The 18,230-nt window shown below is 71.3% G+C and carries 16 protein-coding genes; 7 read left to right on the top strand and 9 right to left on the bottom strand.

The features are described 5' to 3' along the window. Positions 1–4 precede the first annotated feature (4 nt). Positions 5–394 carry a hypothetical protein gene (locus O7616_RS03995; protein ID WP_282305663.1) on the bottom strand — a complete coding sequence of 130 codons (390 nt, stop codon included), beginning with the start codon at positions 392–394 and terminating at the stop codon, positions 5–7. Continuing rightward, on the bottom strand, positions 391–1,047 hold the full coding sequence (locus O7616_RS03990) for an HNH endonuclease family protein (RefSeq protein WP_282305662.1): 657 nt from the start codon (positions 1,045–1,047) through the stop codon (positions 391–393). The genes O7616_RS03995 and O7616_RS03990 overlap by 4 nt, the downstream gene beginning before the upstream one ends. 107 nt (positions 1,048–1,154) lie before the next feature. On the opposite strand from O7616_RS03990, the gene O7616_RS03985 reads away from it, so the two are divergent. Then, the gene (locus O7616_RS03985; RefSeq protein WP_282305661.1) at positions 1,155–2,648 is read left to right on the top strand and encodes an MFS transporter; all 1,494 of its coding nucleotides are present in this window, start codon (positions 1,155–1,157) and stop codon (positions 2,646–2,648) included. A gap of 29 nt (positions 2,649–2,677) precedes the next feature. Here the strand turns inward: O7616_RS03985 and leuA are convergent, their stop codons facing one another. From leuA to O7616_RS03965, 4 genes are all read right to left on the bottom strand, one after another. Beyond that, positions 2,678–4,429, bottom strand: a complete 1,752-nt coding sequence (gene leuA, locus O7616_RS03980; protein WP_282305660.1) for a 2-isopropylmalate synthase — start codon at positions 4,427–4,429, stop codon at positions 2,678–2,680. Positions 4,430–4,665: 236 nt separating this feature from the next. Beyond that, positions 4,666–4,881: a hypothetical protein gene (locus O7616_RS03975; RefSeq protein ID WP_282305659.1), complete on the bottom strand. Its 216-nt coding sequence runs from the start codon at positions 4,879–4,881 to the stop codon at positions 4,666–4,668. A 98-nt stretch (positions 4,882–4,979) separates the two neighbouring features. Next, positions 4,980–5,519, bottom strand: coding sequence for a nitroreductase family protein (locus O7616_RS03970; RefSeq protein ID WP_282305658.1), 540 nt, complete (start codon positions 5,517–5,519; stop codon positions 4,980–4,982). Positions 5,520–5,602: 83 nt separating this feature from the next. Next, the gene (locus O7616_RS03965; RefSeq protein WP_282305657.1) at positions 5,603–6,391 is read right to left on the bottom strand and encodes a hypothetical protein; all 789 of its coding nucleotides are present in this window, start codon (positions 6,389–6,391) and stop codon (positions 5,603–5,605) included. A 260-nt stretch (positions 6,392–6,651) separates the two neighbouring features. Between O7616_RS03965 and O7616_RS03960 the strand changes: the two genes are divergently transcribed. Then, positions 6,652–7,917 carry an aspartate kinase gene (locus O7616_RS03960; protein ID WP_282263951.1) on the top strand — a complete coding sequence of 422 codons (1,266 nt, stop codon included), beginning with the start codon at positions 6,652–6,654 and terminating at the stop codon, positions 7,915–7,917. A 5-nt stretch (positions 7,918–7,922) separates the two neighbouring features. Beyond that, a complete protein-coding gene (locus tag O7616_RS03955; RefSeq protein WP_282305655.1) occupies positions 7,923–8,984 on the top strand; it encodes an aspartate-semialdehyde dehydrogenase in 1,062 nt (353 codons plus the stop codon). 113 nt (positions 8,985–9,097) lie between these two features. Here O7616_RS03955 and O7616_RS03950 read toward each other — a convergent pair whose 3' ends face one another. After that, positions 9,098–10,507: a diguanylate cyclase gene (locus tag O7616_RS03950; protein WP_282305654.1), complete on the bottom strand. Its 1,410-nt coding sequence runs from the start codon at positions 10,505–10,507 to the stop codon at positions 9,098–9,100. Between the two features lie 203 nt (positions 10,508–10,710). Here O7616_RS03950 and O7616_RS03945 point away from each other — a divergent pair, with 203 nt between their 5' ends. Continuing rightward, positions 10,711–11,490: a phosphodiesterase gene (locus O7616_RS03945; RefSeq protein ID WP_282305653.1), complete on the top strand. Its 780-nt coding sequence runs from the start codon at positions 10,711–10,713 to the stop codon at positions 11,488–11,490. 8 nt (positions 11,491–11,498) lie between these two features. Continuing rightward, complete coding sequence (locus tag O7616_RS03940) at positions 11,499–12,152, top strand: histone deacetylase (RefSeq protein ID WP_282305652.1); 654 nt, start codon at positions 11,499–11,501, stop codon at positions 12,150–12,152. Positions 12,153–12,359: 207 nt separating this feature from the next. Here the strand turns inward: O7616_RS03940 and O7616_RS03935 are convergent, their stop codons facing one another. After that, entirely contained in the window at positions 12,360–13,157 is a 798-nt protein-coding gene (locus O7616_RS03935) for an alpha/beta fold hydrolase (RefSeq protein WP_282305651.1), read from the bottom strand. A gap of 327 nt (positions 13,158–13,484) precedes the next feature. On the opposite strand from O7616_RS03935, the gene O7616_RS03930 reads away from it, so the two are divergent. Together O7616_RS03930 and O7616_RS03925 are read left to right on the top strand one after the other, a co-directional pair. After that, positions 13,485–15,191 carry a bifunctional metallophosphatase/5'-nucleotidase gene (locus O7616_RS03930; RefSeq protein ID WP_282305650.1) on the top strand — a complete coding sequence of 569 codons (1,707 nt, stop codon included), beginning with the start codon at positions 13,485–13,487 and terminating at the stop codon, positions 15,189–15,191. Between the two features lie 500 nt (positions 15,192–15,691). Then, positions 15,692–16,573: a transposase family protein gene (locus O7616_RS03925; protein ID WP_282303345.1), complete on the top strand. Its 882-nt coding sequence runs from the start codon at positions 15,692–15,694 to the stop codon at positions 16,571–16,573. Positions 16,574–16,847: 274 nt separating this feature from the next. Here O7616_RS03925 and O7616_RS03920 read toward each other — a convergent pair whose 3' ends face one another. After that, positions 16,848–18,131, bottom strand: a complete 1,284-nt coding sequence (locus O7616_RS03920) for an MFS transporter (protein ID WP_282305649.1) — start codon at positions 18,129–18,131, stop codon at positions 16,848–16,850. Between the last annotated feature and the right edge of the window lie 99 nt (positions 18,132–18,230).

Below are 18,230 nucleotides of genomic sequence, written 5' to 3'. Positions count from 1 at the left end.
CGGCTCAGCCCTCGGGTCGGTTCAGCAGGCCCACGGCCACGCCGTGCACCGCGTCCAGCCCGGCCGGGTCGGCGAGCGCCACCGACGTGCCGGTGACCGCGTACCACTCGTCCGCGTCCTTGTACTGCACCCGCAGAGTGATCTTGCCGTCGGTGTACTCGGTGCGCAGGGTCAGGTCGCCGGTGACCACACCGACCTCGTCGGTCATCACCCCGCCGGGGCCGGGCACGATGTCCGAGGTGCGGCTCTGCGGACCGGCCGCGCCACCGGAATCGGCCACCATGCCGGCACCCGGCACCGCGGCGGAGGTCTCGGCGGTGCCGTCCGCGGTCATGCCGGCGGCGGCCGGACCCTTCTCCTCGGTGGTCGGGCCGCTCTCCTCGGCGGCCGTCACGACGCGTTCCCCACTGTGCAGCCCTCCAGCATGTCGGTCAGGGCGGCCTTCTCGGCGCTGGTCACCGTCAACCGCCAGTAGTGCTTGACCGTCACCCAGCTTTCGGCGTACTTGCACCAGTACTCGCGGTTCGCCGGCTTCCACTGGGACGGGTCCTGGTCACCCTTTGCCCGGTTGGAGGACGCGGAAACCGCGAGGAGCTGCGGACGTGTGGTGTCGTTGGCGAAATCGCCGCGCTTCTGGTCGTCCCACTCGTCGGCGCCCGAACGCCACGCGTTGGCCAACGGCACCATGTGGTCGATGTCCACGTCGGAAGGGTCGGCGGCGCTCCGGCCGTCGTACACGCTCTCCCAACGACCGCCGACCACGTTGCAGCCGGAGAGTTTCACGTCCTTACCGTCGCGCTGGAGAATGCTGTCCCGCACATCGCAGTTCTTGCCGGTGTCCCGCCAGTGCGGGAAGTGGTCTCTGCTGTAGCCCTTCATCGAGCCGGCAGTGGCCACGGTGAGCTGACCGAGTTGCTGTACGGCGTTGCCGCCGCCGCCCGACGGCTGAGGCTCCGGCTCGTCCGGCGGGACGCAACCGGCGACGCCGAGCGCCAGCGCCGCGGCGAGCACGGCCACCGCCGCTCGCGGTCCTGATGTGGTACGCACAGACGACACCTCTCCAGCTTGCGGTCTCCCGGCGATTGCGCACAGTACCCGGGCAAGGTTTTGGCATTTCGTGGCGTCTCCCACATCGTGCAGGGCACATTGGTGGGATGACCACACCCGCACCGGCGCCTGCCCTCCGGATGGGCACGGCCGCCGGCCGGGGCACGCTGCTCGCCGCCGTACTCGCCTCTGGCATGGTCTTCCTCGACACGACCGTCGTCAACGTGGCGCTGCCGAAGCTCGGGCAGGACCTCGGTGCCAACGTGTCCGATCTCCAGTGGACCGTCAACGGCTACCTGCTGATGCTGGCCGCGTTCGTGCTGCTCGGCGGTGCCCTCGGCGACCGCTTCGGTCGACGGCGCGTCTTCCTGGTCGGCGTGGTCTGGTTCACCGCCGCCTCCGTGCTCTGCGGGCTGGCCCAGGGCACCGGCTGGCTGATCGCGGCCCGGTTCCTCCAGGGCGCCGGCGGCGCGCTGCTCACCCCCGGGTCGCTGTCCGTGCTCCAGGCGAGCTTCCATCCGGACGACCGGGGGCGGGCGATCGGCGCCTGGGCCGGACTGTCCGGGGTGTCCACCGCGCTCGGCCCGTTCATCGGGGGCTGGCTGATCGACACGCTCTCCTGGCGCTGGATCTTCTTCCTCAACCTGCCGATCGCCGTCCTGGTGGTGCTGGCCGCGACGCGCTGGGTGCCGGAGAGCCGGGACGAGAGTGCATCCCGCACCGAGGGGCCCGAGCGGACGCGCCGCCGGTTCGACGTCGCCGGGGCCCTGCTCGGAGCACTCGCGCTCGCCGGTGTCACGTACGCCCTGATCGACGTGCCGGCGCGCGGCTACGATTCGGCGCCGGTGCTGGTCGCGGCGCTGGTCGGGGTGCTGTCGGCGGTGGTCTTCGTCCTGTTGGAACGGCGGCGCGGCGACGCGGCGATGCTCCCCACCGGGCTGTTCTCCAGCCGGCTCTTCTCGGTGCTGAACATCTTCACCGTCGTCGTCTACGCGGCACTGAGCGGTTTCACCTTCTTCTTCGCCGTCTACCTGCAGAACGTGGTCGAGTGGTCGGCGTTCCGCACCGGCATCGCACTGCTGCCGATGACCCTGCTGCTGTTGGTCGGGTCGGCCCGCTCGGGAGCGTTGTCGGCGAAGATCGGCCCCCGGCCGCAGTTGACCGTCGGGCCGGTGGTGGCCGCGGTCGGCCTGCTGCTGCTGCGCGGCGTCGGACCGGGGGCGTCGTACTGGACGGACGTGCTGCCCGGGGTGCTGCTCTTCGGGGCCGGGTTGACCCTGGTCGTGGCACCGCTGACCGCGTCGGTGCTGGCCGCCGTGGAGGACCGCTTCTCCGGCGTGGCCAGCGGCTTCAACAACGCCGCGTCCCGGGCCGGTGGCCTGCTCGCGGTGGCGGCGCTGCCGCTGCTGGTCGGCCTGTCCGGCGGCGGGTACGAGCAGAAGGGCGAGCTGACCGACGCGTTCCGTGGCGCGATGGAGTGGTGCGCCGGACTGCTCGTGGCCGGCGCGGTGCTGGCCCTCCTGCTGGTCCACCGGCCGCCCCGGGCGGCCCCGCCGTCGCAGCCCTGCCACTCACTGCCCGCCGCCACACCCCCGAAGTAGCCGAGCGCTCCGGGGGTGCGGCGCGTGGGTCAGCGGCGGGCGCGGTTGACGGCGCTGGTGACCGCCTTGATCGAGGCGGTGACGATGTTGGCGTCGGTGCCGACACCCCAGACCGTCCGCCCGTCGACCTCGCACTCCACGTACGCGGCGGCCTGCGCGTCCCCGCCGGAGGAGAGCGCGTGCTCGTGGTAGTCGAGCACCCGCACGCCCACCCCGACCGTGTGCAGCGCGTTGACGTACGCGTCGATCGGACCGTTGCCGACGGCGGCGAGTGAGCGCTGCTCGGCGCTTACCCCGACCTGGGCCTCGATCTCGACCTTGCCGTCGATGGTGCTGATCGTGTAACCGGCCAGCCGGATCGCCGGGTCGGGCTGGTGGTCGAGCAGGTAGTGCGTCGCGAAGATCTCCCACATGGCGGCCGGGTCGACCTCGCCGCCGTCGTGGTCGGTGACCTGCTGCACCACTCCGGAGAACTCGATCTGGAGCCGCCGGGGCAGGTCCAGTTGGTGCTCGCTCTTCATGATGTACGCGACGCCGCCCTTGCCGGACTGCGAGTTGACCCGGATGACCGCCTCGTAGGTGCGGCCCAGGTCCTTCGGGTCGATCGGCAGGTACGGCACCGCCCAGGTGTGCTCGTCCACCGGTACGCCGGCGGCCTTCGCGTCGGCGGCCAGGGCGTCGAAGCCCTTCTTGATCGCGTCCTGGTGGGAGCCGGAGAAGGCGGTGTAGACCAGGTCACCCGCGTACGGGTGGCGCTCGTGCACCGGGAGCTGGTTGCAGTATTCGACCGCCCGCCGGATCTCGTCGATGTTCGAGAAGTCGATCATCGGGTCGATGCCCTGGGAGAAGAGGTTGAGCCCCAGCGTCACCAGGTCCACGTTGCCGGTGCGTTCGCCGTTGCCGAACAGGCAGCCCTCGATGCGGTCCGCGCCGGCCAGCAGGCCCAGCTCGGCGGCGGCGACCCCGGTGCCCCGGTCGTTGTGCGGGTGCAGGCTCAGCACCACGCTGTCGCGGCGCGGCAGGTGCCGGTGCATCCACTCGATCGAGTCGGCGTACACGTTGGGGGTGGCCATCTCGACGGTGGCCGGCAGGTTGATGATCAGCGGACGGTCGGGCGTCGGGTCGATCACGTCGATGACGCGGGAGCACACCTCCAGCGCGTACTCCAGCTCGGTGCCCGTGTACGACTCGGGGGAGTACTCGTAGAAGATGTCGGTGTCCGGGGTGTGGATCTCCGCGTACTTCTGGCAGAGCCGCGCACCGGTCGTGGCGATGTCGGCGATGCCGTCCTTGTCCAGGCCGAAGACCACCCGACGCTGGAGGGTGGAGGTCGAGTTGTAGAAGTGCACGATGGCCCGCTTGGCGCCGCGCAGCGACTCGAACGTCCGGTCGATCAGGTGCTCCCGGCACTGGGTGAGCACCTGGATGGTGACGTCCTCGGGGATCATGTCCTGTTCGATGAGCTGCCGGACGAAGTCGAAGTCGGTCTGACTGGCCGACGGGAAGCCGACCTCGATCTCCTTGTAGCCCATCTGGACCAGCAGCTGGAACATCCGGCGCTTGCGCTCCGGCGACATCGGGTCGATCAGGGCCTGGTTGCCGTCGCGGAGGTCCACCGCGCACCACCGTGGGGCGGCGGCGACGTGCCGGGTGGGCCAGGTGCGGTCCGGCAGCTCCACCCGGAACTGCTCCCGGTAGGGCTGGTAGCGGTGGACCGGCATCCGGCTCGGGCGCTGCCGAGCGAACGGATTGGATTCGGCTTCGGTGACAGGTTGAGCCATTTCAGAGTGCTCCCTGGAACATGTGGCGTCAGCAGATCGGAAGGCGTCGGCGAGTGCCGGGCGACGATGCGCGGCGGTGCCGAGAGAAGGTTCGGATGTGCTGGACGGCGCGATGCGACTCCGCGACGAGGTGCCGGCCGGTCAGGCCTCGTCGCGGCGGCTAAGGAGGAGAAGCGCCCGCCACATGACCACGTCACCCTACGTGATGTATCGAGGGGTGCAAAGGCTGGTCCGGACTATGGGACCGGTGTCATGCTCGGCTTCGGGGCCTGGGTACCCAGCCGCGGCGTCCGTTCGGCCCAGGCCACGGCGGGCATGATCGCCGCTGCGACCAGCACGAAGATCGCTGCCGTCGGTAACCAACCCCACCCGCCGGTGGTCACGCCGAGCGCGGTCAAAACCGCCGGGGCGATCAGGTACTGCACCTGCTCGCCGAGCCGCAGCGCCCCCACGTACGCGCCGCGCTGGTCGTCCGGCGGAAGGGTGGCGGTGAGCCCCCAGGCACTCGCCGACTGGATCAGCTCGGCCAGGATCAGCAGCGGGTGGCCGGTCAGCCCAGCAGCAGGTCGGCCATCGGTCGGCGGCGACGCAGGCCGGTCTCCTCGGCGACGAGGTCCGCCGGCAGGCTGAGCGGGTCACCGAGCTGCCCGACGACGAGCACCGCGTACGGCCGCACGTCGGCGGGGAGGTGCAGGTCGGCGGCGAGTCCGGCGCGGTCCACGGTCAGCACCTGCCGGACGTGCAGCCCCAGCGCGGTGGCCTGCACGGTGAGGTGGGCGACCGCCTGGCCCAGGTCGTAGGCGATCCCGTCGGGCGGCGCGGCGTCCGGGTCGACGTGTCCGGCGAGCAGCAGCGCGGCGGCCCGGTGCGCCCAGCGTTGGTCGCGCTCGGTCAGGTTGACCAGGATCCGCTTCCACGTCTCGTCGTTGCGGTAGCCGAGCGTGAACCGCCAGGGCTGGCGGTTGCCCAGGGAGGGTGCCCAGCGGGCCGCCTCCAGCAGGGAGGACGCGTCGGCCGCGCTCAGCTCCGCGGTGGGGTGGAACGCCAGCGGACTCCAGCGGTAGGCGAGCAGCGGGGTGAGATCGGCCATGGACCAATCGTCCTGTATGGGTGATTCGCCACTTAAGATGGGTCGACTAAATGTGGTCAAGGGCACCCATAACCGGACGAAGATCAGAACGTTCCCGCGCCCGGGCTGTCCGACGGATCAGGGGTCGGCGGCGCCGCCGTGTCCAGCGGCTCCCGGTCGACCACCACCGGACCGGCCAACTGCACCGTGGCCGGCGCCGGGCCGGGCAGGGCGGCCAACCGCAACGTTCCGGCCCCGGTCCGGACGCCGGTCGGCGTGCCGTCCTGGTCGTAGCAGTAGATGCCCACGTCCAGCGGGGCGTTGAGCGACGCCGAGGTGGAGTCCACCGAGTAGCAGGTGCCGGTCAGACCCTCCGGAGCGTTGGCCGGGGCCACCGCCAACGGCGCACGTCGGTCGGTGAGCACGTCCAACCAGTCGGTGAGCGGATGCTGGACGCGGGGATCCGACCGGCGCGGGACGGTGTCGTCCCGCTCGCCGAGGCGTACGCAGGTCGACGGCTCCGGTCGGCCGGCCGACGGCAGAGCGCACTGGAACAGCCCGTCGGTCGTGGCGGCCATCGAGACGTCGGCGGTGCCACCCCACGCGCCCCCCGGCACGTCGACCCGCCAACTGCCGTCGTTCGCGCTGGTGAACGTGATCGTGCGGTCCGCCTGGCCCGCCCGGCTGTACACGTACTGCGCCACCATGTGGCGGTCCTGGGCGGCGGCGGCCAGGGCGGCCAACTCGTCCCGTGCGGCATCGACCTGGACCGGCCCCGGGTCGCTGGGCGTCGGGGTCGGCGGTTGCGCACTGGTGCAGGCGAGCAGGAACGCCGGCAGGGTGATCACGAGCGGCCCGAGCACACGGCCGGCCGAGCGGATGAGGACGGGCACCGGCCCATTCTGGTGGCTGCGAGGGGCCGGTGGGTATCGGCCCGTACCAGGCTCGCTCCGGCGTGTCGGACGCGGCCGTGTCCGCGTACCCCATCGGACCTGGTGGGAGCGGCCCGGCGGCACCCGTGCGGGCCGGATGGTGGGATCACCTGACCCGCCGTCGTCGGCCGCCGGATACCCTCAAGGGGTTTGACACGCGCCGCCGGCCCCGGTTCCGGCGGCGTCGGCACGCTCAGGGTCGCTGGGAGGGAGTGCACGTCGTGGCACTCGTGGTGCAGAAGTACGGCGGGTCGTCCGTCGCCAACGCCGAGCGGATCAAGCGGGTGGCCGAGCGCATCGTCGCCGCCCGCAAGGCCGGCGACGACGTGGTGGTGGTGGTCTCCGCGATGGGTGACACCACGGACGAGCTGCTCGACCTGGCCAACCAGGTCAGCCCGCTGCCGCCGGGCCGCGAGCTGGACATGCTGCTCACCGCCGGCGAGCGGATCTCGATGGCGCTGCTCGCCATGGCGATCCACAACCTGGGGTACGAAGCACGCTCGTTCACCGGCTCGCAGGCAGGCGTGATCACCACGTCGGTGCACGGCCGCGCACGGATCATCGACGTCACCCCCGGGCGGCTCAAGGGCGCGCTCGACGAGGGGTCGGTGGTCATCGTGGCCGGCTTCCAGGGCGTGTCGCAGGACACCAAGGACGTCACCACCCTGGGCCGGGGCGGCTCGGACACCACCGCCGTGGCGCTCGCCGCCGCCCTGCACGCCGACGTCTGCGAGATCTACACCGACGTGGACGGCATCTTCACCGCCGACCCCCGGATCGTGCCCAACGCCCGGCACATCCAGAACATCACCTACGAGGAGACGCTGGAGCTGGCCGCCTGCGGCGCGAAGGTTCTGCACCTGCGTAGCGTGGAATACGCCCGCCGGGCGGGGTTGCCGATCCACGTCCGTTCGTCATACTCGACCAACACCGGCACGATGGTCACCGGATCGATGGAGGACCTTTCCGTGGAGCAGGCACTGATCACCGGGGTCGCGCACGACCGCAGTGAAGCCAAGATCACGATCGTCGGGGTGCCCGACGAGCCGGGTGCCGCCGCGCGGATCTTCGACACCGTCGCCGGCGCCGAGATCAACATCGACATGATCGTGCAGAACGTCTCCACCGAGGGCACCGGTCGGACGGACATCTCGTTCACCCTGCCCAAGGCCGACGGCCCGACCGCGATGGCCGCGCTCAGCAAGATCCAGGAGCCGGTCAAGTTCAAGGGCCTGCTCTACGACGACCACGTCGGCAAGGTGTCGCTGATCGGTGCCGGCATGCGCTCGCACCCCGGCGTGGCCGCCGGCTTCTTCGCCGCGCTCGGCGCGGCCGGCGTCAACATCGAAATGATCTCCACGTCCGAGATCCGGGTCTCCGTGGTCTGCCGGGACACCGACCTCGACGCCGCCGTCCGCGCCATCCACGACGCTTTCGAGCTGGGCGGCGACACCGAAGCCGTGGTCTACGCGGGGACGGGTAGGTAGCGCCGATGACGGCGCTGCCCACCCTCGCCGTGGTCGGAGCGACAGGTGCCGTCGGCACCGTCATGTGTGAGCTGCTCACCGGACGACGCAACGTCTGGGGTGAGATCCGGCTGCTCGCCTCCGAGCGTTCGGTCGGGCGTCGGGTGCGCTGCCGAGGCGAGGAGATGGTCGTCCAGGCGTTGACCCCCGAGGCGTTCGACGGGGTCGACGTGGCGATGTTCGACGTGCCCGACGAGGTGTCGGCCGAGTGGGCGCCGATCGCCGTCGAGCGGGGCGCGATCGCTGTCGACAACTCCGGCGCGTTCCGGATGGACCGCGACGTCCCGCTGGTCGTTCCGGAGATCAACCCCGAGCAGGTCCGCAACCGGCCCCGGGGCATCATCGCCAACGCCAACTGCACCACCCTCGCGATGATCATCGCGGTCGCGCCGCTGCACCGCGAGTACGGCCTACGGGAGCTGGTGCTCGCCTCCTACCAGGCGGTCTCCGGCGCCGGGCAGGCCGGCGTCGAGATCCTGCACGACCAGCTCACCAAGGTCGCCGGCGATCGGGCGCTCGGCTCCCGCACCGGTGACGTCCGGCAGGCGGTCGGCGACGACCTGGGCCCGTTCCCGGCGCCGCTGGCGCTCAACGTGGTGCCCTGGGCCGGTTCCCCGGCAGACGCTGGCTGGTCGTCCGAGGAAATGAAGATCCGCAACGAGTCGCGGAAGATCCTCGGCCTGCCCGACCTCAAGGTGTCCGCCACCTGCGTCCGGGTGCCGGTGGTCACCGCGCACTCGGTGGCCGTGCACGCGGTCTTCGCCAGCGAGGTGGACGCCGAGGGTGCCCGCGAGGCGCTGCGCAACGCGCCCGGCGTCATCCTGGTCGACGATCCCGCCGCCGGAGAGTTCCCGATGCCGATCGACGCGGTCGGCACCGACCCGTCCTGGGTCGGCCGGATCCGCCGCGCCCTGGACGACCCTCGCGCCCTCGACTTCTTCGTCACCGGCGACAACCTCCGCAAGGGTGCGGCCCTCAACACGGCCCAGATCGCCGAACTCCTCGCCAAGGAACTCCGCACGTCCTGAGGGGGGCGGGGGTCCGTTGGGTCGATCATGGACTTGTGGTGGGCGTTTTGGCCCCGGAAGAGGTGAACCTCCCCACCACAACTCCATGATCGACGTTGGTGCGGCGGCGGGGGTTAGGCCGCGGCCAGGCGTACGCCGTCTCGGCCTTCGCGCTTCACCGCGTAGAGGGCCTGGTCCGCCCTCCGCAGGGTGCGGTCGGGGGTTTCGCCGGGGCGGGGCAGCGCGACGCCCACACTGATCGTGCGACCGATGCGGCGGGCCGCCTCGGTCAACCGCTCGGCGATCCGGACCGCCTCCTCGGGGCGGCTCACCTCGATCACCGCGACGAACTCGTCGCCGCCGATCCGGTACAGCTCGTCGCCGTGGCGCAGCGCCCCCTCCAGCGCCCGGGCCAACCCGACCAGCACCTGGTCGCCGGCCTGGTGGCCGTACGTGTCGTTGACGGTCTTGAAGCCGTCCACGTCGATCGCCAGCAGGGCCGTACGCCCCGGGGTGGCCGTCGCGATCCGCTGCCCGAACGGACCGGTGTGCCGCAACCCGGTCAGCGGGTCGGAGCTGGCCTGTTCCCGCAGTCGGGCCAACGTGCGCAGCCGGTCCAGGCTCGTCCACGCCTGCCCGGCGAGCAACTCCATCAGGCTGACCGTGGTCGGGTCCGGGCGCAGCGCCCGTTCGTCGGCGACCAGCAGCACCCCGCCGACCTCGGGTGGCCCCACCGGAACGGCCACCAGCGTGCGTACCCCGGCCCGGGTCAGCGGTCGATAGTCCTCGGTCGGGGGATGCCCCGCCTCGCCGAGCGTGTAGCCGGCTCCGTACCGGTGTGCCCGGTCGACCATCCGGGCCAGCGCGGCCGGGCCAGACTCGGTCAACTCGGCCCGAATCCGGATCTCCAGGTCGCTCGGTGTCGCCGGCGGCGGGCCGAGTTGCCCCGTCATCAACAACACCGCGGTGGAGAGAGCGGAGACCTCACGGGCGGCGCACACGGCCACGCCCAGCACCTCCGCCTCGGTGGGTGCGGAGGAGAGGGCAGCCGCATGCCGGAGAAGCTTCTCGCTGCGGCTCTCCTCCGGCGGACCCCCCAGGGCGGTGATCCGCTCGCCGAGCCGGTCGGCCACCTGCTGAGCGGTAGCCCGCCACGGCTCCAGGTCGACCGGCTCACTCCACTGCAGGTCGAGGACGCCGATCGCCCGACCCGCCGGGTCCAGCACCGGTACGCACAGCTCGGCTGTCACGTCCGGGCGTACCGGAAGGTAGTCCGGATCGACGGTGACGTCCGGGACGGTGGTGGGGGTGCCGGTGTCGTACACCCGGCCGACGATGCCGGTGTGCGCCGGCACGGTGGCGAAGACCTGCCAGGCCCCGGTCGCGGCGACGCAGCGCAGACGGTCGTGGGCCGCGAGCAGCACGGAGATGGTCGCCGGGGTGTGGCGGGACAGCGCGGTGACCGTCCACCGACAGGCCTCCGGCGTGCTCGACGCCATCGGCAGGCGGACGGTGACGTCACGGATGACTCGCTGATGATCCACTCGCACGTCGTTCCAGGTAGGGGAGGAGCCCGGCCGGCGCCGAGCCGCGCGATCAAGCGTACTCACGACTGTGCGAAACCGACCGGTTTCGTACACACGTGCTATCCACAGGCTGTGGACACAGCCTGTGGGCAGTGGGCAGTGGGCACCGCGTACCAGCGCCCGGCGATAGCGTGAGAACCCCGGCGGCGAGGAGACGATTCATGATCATCGCTCAGCTCAGTGACCCGCACCTGACCACCGGCCTGCTCGCCGCCGCACCGGCCGCGGGGCTGCACCGTGCGCTCGGCCGGGTGCTCGCGCTGCGTCCCCGCCCGGACTGCGTGGTGATCACCGGTGACCTGGTCGACAACGGGCGACCCGACGAGTACGCCGCACTGCGCGAGCTGATCCGCCGGTTCCCGCTGCCGGTGCACCTGGTCCCCGGCAACCACGACGACCGGGAGTCGCTGCTCGACGCGTTCGGGGGCACACCCTGGCTCGGAGGCGGCTTCGCCGCCTACTACCACGTCGACCACGAGGCGGCGTCGATCGTGGTGCTCGACTCGCTCGTCCCCGGCAGCAGCAGCGGCCAGCTCGGTGAGGAGCAGCTCGGCTGGCTCGACGGGGTGCTGGCCGGGCGGCCCGAGGTGCCCGCGGTGATCTTCCTGCACCATCCGCCGGTAGCGGTCGGCATCCCCGCCGCCGACATCCTCCGGCTCGCCGACGGTGACGCGCTCGCCGAGGTGGTCGGCCGGCACCGGCACGTCGTCCGGGTCGCCGCCGGCCACCTGCACCGCCCCGTCACCACGGCGTACGCGGGCACGGTGCTCACCGTGGCACCGAGCACCTGGAAGCAGTCCACGCTCACCATGAGCCCCGACGAGCAGATCGGTTGGGTCGACGAACCGACAGCCTTCCTGCTGCACATCGTGCAGGCGGGCGGCTGCGTGACGCACACCGTGCAGGTGAGCCACTCCGCCGGCCAGACCTGCGGCTTCTGAGAGCACCCGTGGTGCGGGTCTGGTACGTCGCGTACGGCTCGAACATGCACGCCGCCCGCTTGGGCTGGTACATCGGTGGTGGCTGCCCGCCCGGCGGAATGCGGACGTACCCGGGGTGCCGGGACCCACGCCCGCCGAGCCGGTCGGTGCCGGTCTCGCTGCCCGGCGGCATCTACTTCGCCGGCGAGTCCCGCGCCTGGACCGGAGGGATGGCCTTCTACGACCCGCACCTGCCGGGCGAGGCCGCCGCCCGCGCCTACCTGGTGACAGTGGAGCAGTTCACCGACATCGCGGCACAGGAGATGTACCGCCCAGCGGGCGAACCCGCCGCCCTGACCCAGTCCACCGGCGCGGCTGTCGAGGCCGCCATCGCCGACGGGCGGGCCACGCTCGGCCCCGGACGGTACGAGACGCTGGTCTGCCCGGGCAGCCACGGCGGCGTCCCGATGCTCACCTTCACCGCACCCGAGGGGGCATCCGGTGTGGAGTGGCGGCCACCCGCGCCGACCTACCTCGGCATGATCGCCCGCGGCCTGCGCGAATCACACGGCTGGCCGGTCGAACGAATCGCCGACTATCTGGCAGGCCGCCCCGGGGTGGCGGACGCCTGGTCACCGGAAGCCGTCGCCACCCTGGTCAGCGAGGTGCTGGCCGACCCCTGACCGCCGCCGTCGCGCCGGTCCGGCGGTGGCCCGCTTCGTCGCGTCGGCCCGGCAGGTGGCCTGCTTCCTCACGTCGGCTGGGCAGGTGGCTGCCTGCTCATGGCGGCCGGGCGGGTGGCTGCCTCCTTCATGGCGGCCGGGCGGGTGGCTGCCTCCTTCATGGCGGCCCGGCGGGTGGCTGCCTCCTTCACGGCGGTCGGGCGGCCGTCAGCCGAGTAGGAACTCGCGCAGCGCGGGGGCGAGCGTCGTCGGCGGCACCTCGTGGTTGCCGCCGTCGAGGCTGACGGAACGCCCGCCAGGGACCGCCTCGGCCGCGGCCCGACTCCCGTCCCGGAGCCACTGTGGACTGCCGGTGCTGTCCACGGCGAGGGTCGGTGCCGTGATCGCCGCCAGCCGGTCGGCCGGCAGTCGCCCGCCCGCCGTGATCGCCGCGTCGTACGGCAGGGTGTGCGCGATCGCGGTCAGCGAACCCCAGATCGGTTGCGTCCGCATCCCGGCGACCGCCTGGGGCGGCAACCCCACCGACGTGGTGAGGAACGCCTCCACCGCGCCGTCGCGGTCGTCGGCGGCGATCAGCTCGATGAGCTGTGCGGTGATGTCCTTCCGGACCCCCATGTGCGAGCCGACCTGGAACGGCGGCTCGAACAGGACCAACCCGGTCACCGGAAGACCCTGTGCGGTGGCGAGCGCGGCCAGGACCGCGCCGGACGAGATCCCGTAGACCGCCGCGGAACCACCGGCCGCCGCGATCACCGCCGCCAGGTCGTCGATCTCCCGGCCGATCTCGTACGGAGCCGTGTCGCCGCTGTGGCCACGGCCCCGGCGGTCGTAGCCGAACACGGTGAAGTCCGGCGCCAGCGCCGCCCCGAGCGCGCGGGTCGTGTTGCGGTCGTTGAACGCGCCACCGACCAGGACGAGCGCGGGGCCCGCCCCGGCCCGTTCGAACGCGATCGGCGTGCCGTCCGCCGATCGCACCTGCTCCACCGTCGGTGTCGTTCCGCTCACGATGCCGTCTCCGTCCGTGTCGATGCCCCTCGTCCTTTCTAGACCCCAGGTCTGACGCTGTCCGCCAGACCGGCACAACGACGCGAGCCGCCGGCACCGACCAATATCCGGCGCACCGCCGCCCGAACGGCGATCGATCTCGATTCCGCCCGACTCGCAGCTCCGACGGTCTGCCTGGCTCGCCCGGTCGGCGTCCGGATGAGAGGCTGTCGGAGCGGGCGGCATCCCCCACCGCCGCCAACCCCGACCCTTCCGACGGCGTCGGGTCCGCGGCTCGGTCGACCCAGAGGCCGGGCATCGCACAGGCCGATTCTCACGAGGAGATCCATGTCCATAACCAGGACGCGTCGGGCCGCTGTCGGTCTGACCGCGCTCGCGGTGGCCGCGTTCGGTGCGGTCGCCACCAGCCCCGAGGAAGCCGACGCGCAGCCGAAGCCGGTCGACGTCACCCTGCTGGCCCTCAACGACTTCCACGGCAACCTCGAACCGCCGAGCGGATCCAGTGGCACCATCGCCGGGCAGACCGCGGGTGGCGTCGAATACCTGGCCACCCACCTGGCCGAGCTGCGCGCCGCCGCCAAGAAGAAGAACACGATCACGGTTGCCGCCGGTGACCTGATCGGCGCGTCCCCGCTGCTCTCCGCCGCGTTCCACGACGAGCCGACCATCGAGGCGCTGAGCATGGCCGGTCTGGACTACGCCAGTGTCGGCAACCACGAGTTCGACGAGGGCGCGGCCGAGCTGTTGCGCATCCAGAACGGCGGCTGCCACCCGGTCGACGGATGCGCCGACGGCACCCCGTACCGGGGCGCCGGCTTCAAGTACCTCTCCGCGAACGCCTTCAAGACCGCGACCGGCAAGCCGCTGATGGCCCCCTACGCGATCCACCGGGTGCAGGGCGTCAAGGTCGGTTTCATCGGGATGACCCTGGAGGGCACCCCGCAGATCGTCAGCCAGCAGGGCGTCGCCGGCCTCAGCTTCGCCGACGAGGCCGACACCGCCAACCGGTACGCCCGTGAGCTGCGCCGCAAGGGCGTGGAGGCGATCGTCGTACTGCTGCACGAGGGTGGCACCCAGGCGGCGACCGGTGGCATCAACGACTGCGTCGGCATGACCGGGCCCATCGTGGACATCGCCAACCGGATGGACCCGTCGATCGACGTGGTGGTCAGCGGGCACACCCACCAGGCGTACAACTGCAACATCAACGACAAGCTGGTCACCAGCGCCAGCTCGTTCGGGCGCCTCGTCACCGACATCGACCTCAAGATCGACCGTCGGAGTGGCGACGTCCTGTCCGCCTCCGCCAACAACGTCGTGGTCACCCGGGACGTCACCAAGGACCCGAAGCAGACCGCGCTGATCAACCGCTACAAGACGGTGCTCGGCCCGGTCGCCGGACGCCAGGTCGGCGTCACCAACGAGGCGATCACCCGGAGTCAGGAGACCCTCTTCGGTACGAGTCTGGGCGAATCGCCGCTGGGCAACCTGATCGCTGACGCGCAACTCGCCGCCACCGACGACGAGGAGGGCGCGGTCGCCGCGTTCATGAACCCGGGCGGGGTCCGGGCCGACCTCGACGCGGGCCCGGTCACCTACGAGGAGGCGTTCACGGTGCAGCCGTTCGCCAACAACCTGGTGACACTCGACCTGACCGGCGCGCAGCTCTACTGCGTGCTGGAGCAGCAGTTCGTCACCGCCCGTACGCTCTACCCGTCGGCCACCGTCGGCTACGTCGTCGACCCGAACGGCACCACCGGCACGACGGCCGACCCGTGCGCCGGCACCCGCGTCGTCCGGGGCAGCCTCACCATCGGCGGCACCACCGTCGACACCGCCGCCACGTACCGCGTCACGGTGAACAACTTCCTGGCCGGCGGCGGTGACGGTTTCAGTGCCCTCACCGGCGGAACGAACCAGGTCACCGGCCAGATCGACCTGGACGCCTTCGTGGACTACCTGACCGCCCAGTCGCCGGTGTCCGCGCCGGCGCTGGACCGGATCCGCACCACCGCCGAGGTCCCCGCCGCCTGACGGCCGACCCCGCGACGTCGGGCCCCGGAGCGAATGCTCCGGGGCCCGACCCGTTCCCGGCCTTGTCCAGTCCGTATCCCGCGTCGCCCCGCCCTGACCCGTGGTCGGCCGGCTGAGGTCGGCCGCCCGTCCCGGACTCGCCCTGACCTGCCTCGTTCCGCCCTCGTCGTTCGCCCGTTCGCGTCGCGCGGCCCGGATGCGTCGTCCGCTCGCCCGGGCTGCGTCGTCCACTTGAGCACGGGGTGGCCTCCGGGGCGCGCGGATGCCACTCGATCCATGATCGACGCGATCTTGCGGCGCCGGGCGGGATCCGCGAGCAAGATCCGCGCAACATCGGGGGGGTAGTTCCATCCTGAGTTGGCTGGTCAGGGGGTCTTGACGGTGCGGGGGTGGCGGGGATGGAGCAGGTCAACCGCTGGTGATCTTCGCGGTGATCGTTTGCCGGTGGTGACGGTGTGGCGTGCAGAAGATAGATGAGCCCTCGGCCAGGGTGTTCGGTCGTGACACACAAAAACCCGGTGGCCGAGGGCTCGCCGCTTGTCTACCAGTCGAGCCTTGCGCTGTCCACGAAGACCCTGACCCTGGTCGTCAACGCGATCCGTCAGCACCGCTCACGGGTGCGTTCCCGATGGCGCAAGTTGTCCGATCACCGCGCGGCGATGATCGTGCTGGCGGTATTGCGCCATAACCAACGCCCTCACGACCTGGCCGCCGGCAACGGCATATCCGCCTCCACCGTCCGTCGATGGGTCGCGCAAGTCATCGCTGTCCTGGCCGCTGAGATGCCCCGCCTGTCACGGGTCCTGCGCCGCGCCCGCCACCACAGCGAGGTAGTCCTGCTCGACGGCACCCTCATCCCGGTCCAACGCCCCCACGACCGACACCGCCGCCGCACCCATTACAGCGGTAAACACAAAACCTTCGGCCTACTCGTCCTCGCCATCACCGACCTCAACGGCAACCTGCTCTGGACCTCCGCAGCCCTACCCGCACGCACCGCGGAAATCACCGCCGCCCGCCGCAACCGCATCCCCGCACACCTACGCGCAGCCGACCTCGCCGCCATCTGCGACCTCGGCTTCACCCGCCTCGACGACCAACCCGGCATCAGCCACACACCTCGCCCCCGCGGCGCTCACCCCGGCCACCCCCACGACCAACCCACCATCATCACCGGCCGCCGCGCCGCCCGCGGCAAACCCCTCACCCGCCACCAAACAATCGTCAACACCCTCATCAGCCGCGAACGAGCAACCAACGAACACGCCTTCAACGACCTCAAGAACTGGCGAATCCTCGACCGACTACGCGGCAACCACCACCACGCCACCACCCTGATCCGCGCACTCACCGTCCTCACCCAAACCCACACCACCCGCTAACCACCCACGGCAAACGATCAACCCAAAGATCACCTCACCACCAACCTGGACCTCCCACCCACCACCACCAACCGTCAAGACCCCCTGACCAGCCAACTCAGGATGGAACTACCCCGGGGATGTTGCTGCCTCCAGCCCGTCTGAGACAGCAACATCGGGGAACTTGTGCGGATCTTGGGCGAGGGGCGCAGGGCGCAGGGCGCGTGGGCCGTGGGCGCGCGGGCGCGTGGGGCGCGGGTGCGTGGGGCGCGCGGGCGTGGAGTGGGAGCGCGGGTCAGGCGGGGGTGGGGGTCGGTTCGGGGGAGGTGACGGTCGGCGTCAGTCGGCCGTCCTGATCCGCGCTGAGCAGTCGGCGCAGCGACAGGGCGACCAGGGAGGCGACCAGGCAGCCGCCGACCACTGTCGCCACCCAGACCTTGCCGTCGGCGGCGCCGATGAGCGGGCCGGCGGTCACCGGGCCGATCACCCCGCTGATGCCGAAGATCATCGAACTCATCGCGTTATACCGGCCGCGCAGCTCGTCGGTGGCCAGCGCGTTGGTCAGGGCGGGCATGACCGGTGACAGCATCGTCTCGCCGAAGCCGAAGATCGCCGAGCAGGCCACCACGCAGAGGGCGGCCAGCAGCGCGTTCTCACCGCTGACCAGCCCGGCCGCGCCGAGGACCAGCCAGGCGGTGGCGAACACCGCACCCACCACCGCAAGCGCCCGGGTGCGGCTGCGTCCCTCGATCCGCCGGATCACCACTAGTTGGGCGAGCACGATCATGACCGTGTTGGCGGCGAGCGCCCAGGCGACCACTCGGGTCTCCACCTCGGCCACCCGCACCGCGTACGCGGCGAAGCCCACCTCGATCTGCGCGTACCCGCAGGTGGTGAGAATCAACCCGAAGATGACCAGCCGGCGGAACGGGCGGTCGCGGAGCACGGTGAGGTAGCCACCGGGCGACGGCTGGTCGACGCCGGTGCGGCTGCCGAGGCGGTGGCCGACCCCGGGCAGGGTGAGCAGGATGATCGCCGGCATCAGGTAGGTCACCGCGTCCAGCAGGTAGATCGTCTGGAAGGTGCCGGGTCGGGCGGTGTCGACGATCGCGCCGGAGGTCATGCCACCGATGCCGATGCCCAGGTTGAGCAGGGCGAAGTTCAACCCGAAGACGCGTTGCCGCTCACCGTCGTCGGTCAACGAGGCGAGGATCGTGTTCTGCCCGGACCAGATCGCCGAACTGCCGACGGCGACCACCGTCATCACCAGCAGGGCAGACCCGGTCGAGTTGACCAACGCGAGCGAACCGGTGCCGACCGCCTCGATCAGCAGGCAGGGCACCACCACCCGACGCGCGCCGAACCGGTCGATCAGCGTCCCACCCAACGGCGAGAGGGCCAGGGTGACCGCGCCGTACCACCCGATCACGAGCCCGGCGCGAGCGTCGGTGAGCCCGCGTACGTCGGTCAGGTAGATGAACAGGAACGGCAGGGTCAGGCCGCGCCCGATCGCCGACAGCAGGGTGCCGACGAGGATCCGACGGGCTTCCGGGCGGCGGGGCAGGGCACGACGCAGCATGACCGGCATTCTGTTCGTCGGGTGTGACAGCATGCGACTCGTTTAGGTCGTTCCACGCTGTCGTCGCGGCCCGCGGGTGATCAATCGCACGGTGTCCGG

It is taken from the genome of Micromonospora sp. WMMD964 (assembly GCF_029581455.1).
GTDB lineage: Bacteria > Actinomycetota > Actinomycetes > Mycobacteriales > Micromonosporaceae > Micromonospora.
Note: the sequence above shows the minus strand (reverse complement) of the source record. Positions and strands in the feature narration are given on the sequence as shown.

Coding starts and splice junctions, on each gene's coding strand:
- O7616_RS03985 (WP_282305661.1), top strand. CDS start 1,155: ATGACCACACCCGCACCGGCGCCTGCCCTCCGGATGGGCACGGCCGCC.
- leuA (WP_282305660.1), bottom strand. CDS start 4,429: ATGGCTCAACCTGTCACCGAAGCCGAATCCAATCCGTTCGCTCGGCAG.
- O7616_RS03970 (WP_282305658.1), bottom strand. CDS start 5,519: ATGGCCGATCTCACCCCGCTGCTCGCCTACCGCTGGAGTCCGCTGGCG.
- O7616_RS03955 (WP_282305655.1), top strand. CDS start 7,923: ATGACGGCGCTGCCCACCCTCGCCGTGGTCGGAGCGACAGGTGCCGTC.
- O7616_RS03945 (WP_282305653.1), top strand. CDS start 10,711: ATGATCATCGCTCAGCTCAGTGACCCGCACCTGACCACCGGCCTGCTC.
- O7616_RS03930 (WP_282305650.1), top strand. CDS start 13,485: ATGTCCATAACCAGGACGCGTCGGGCCGCTGTCGGTCTGACCGCGCTC.
- O7616_RS03920 (WP_282305649.1), bottom strand. CDS start 18,131: ATGCTGCGTCGTGCCCTGCCCCGCCGCCCGGAAGCCCGTCGGATCCTC.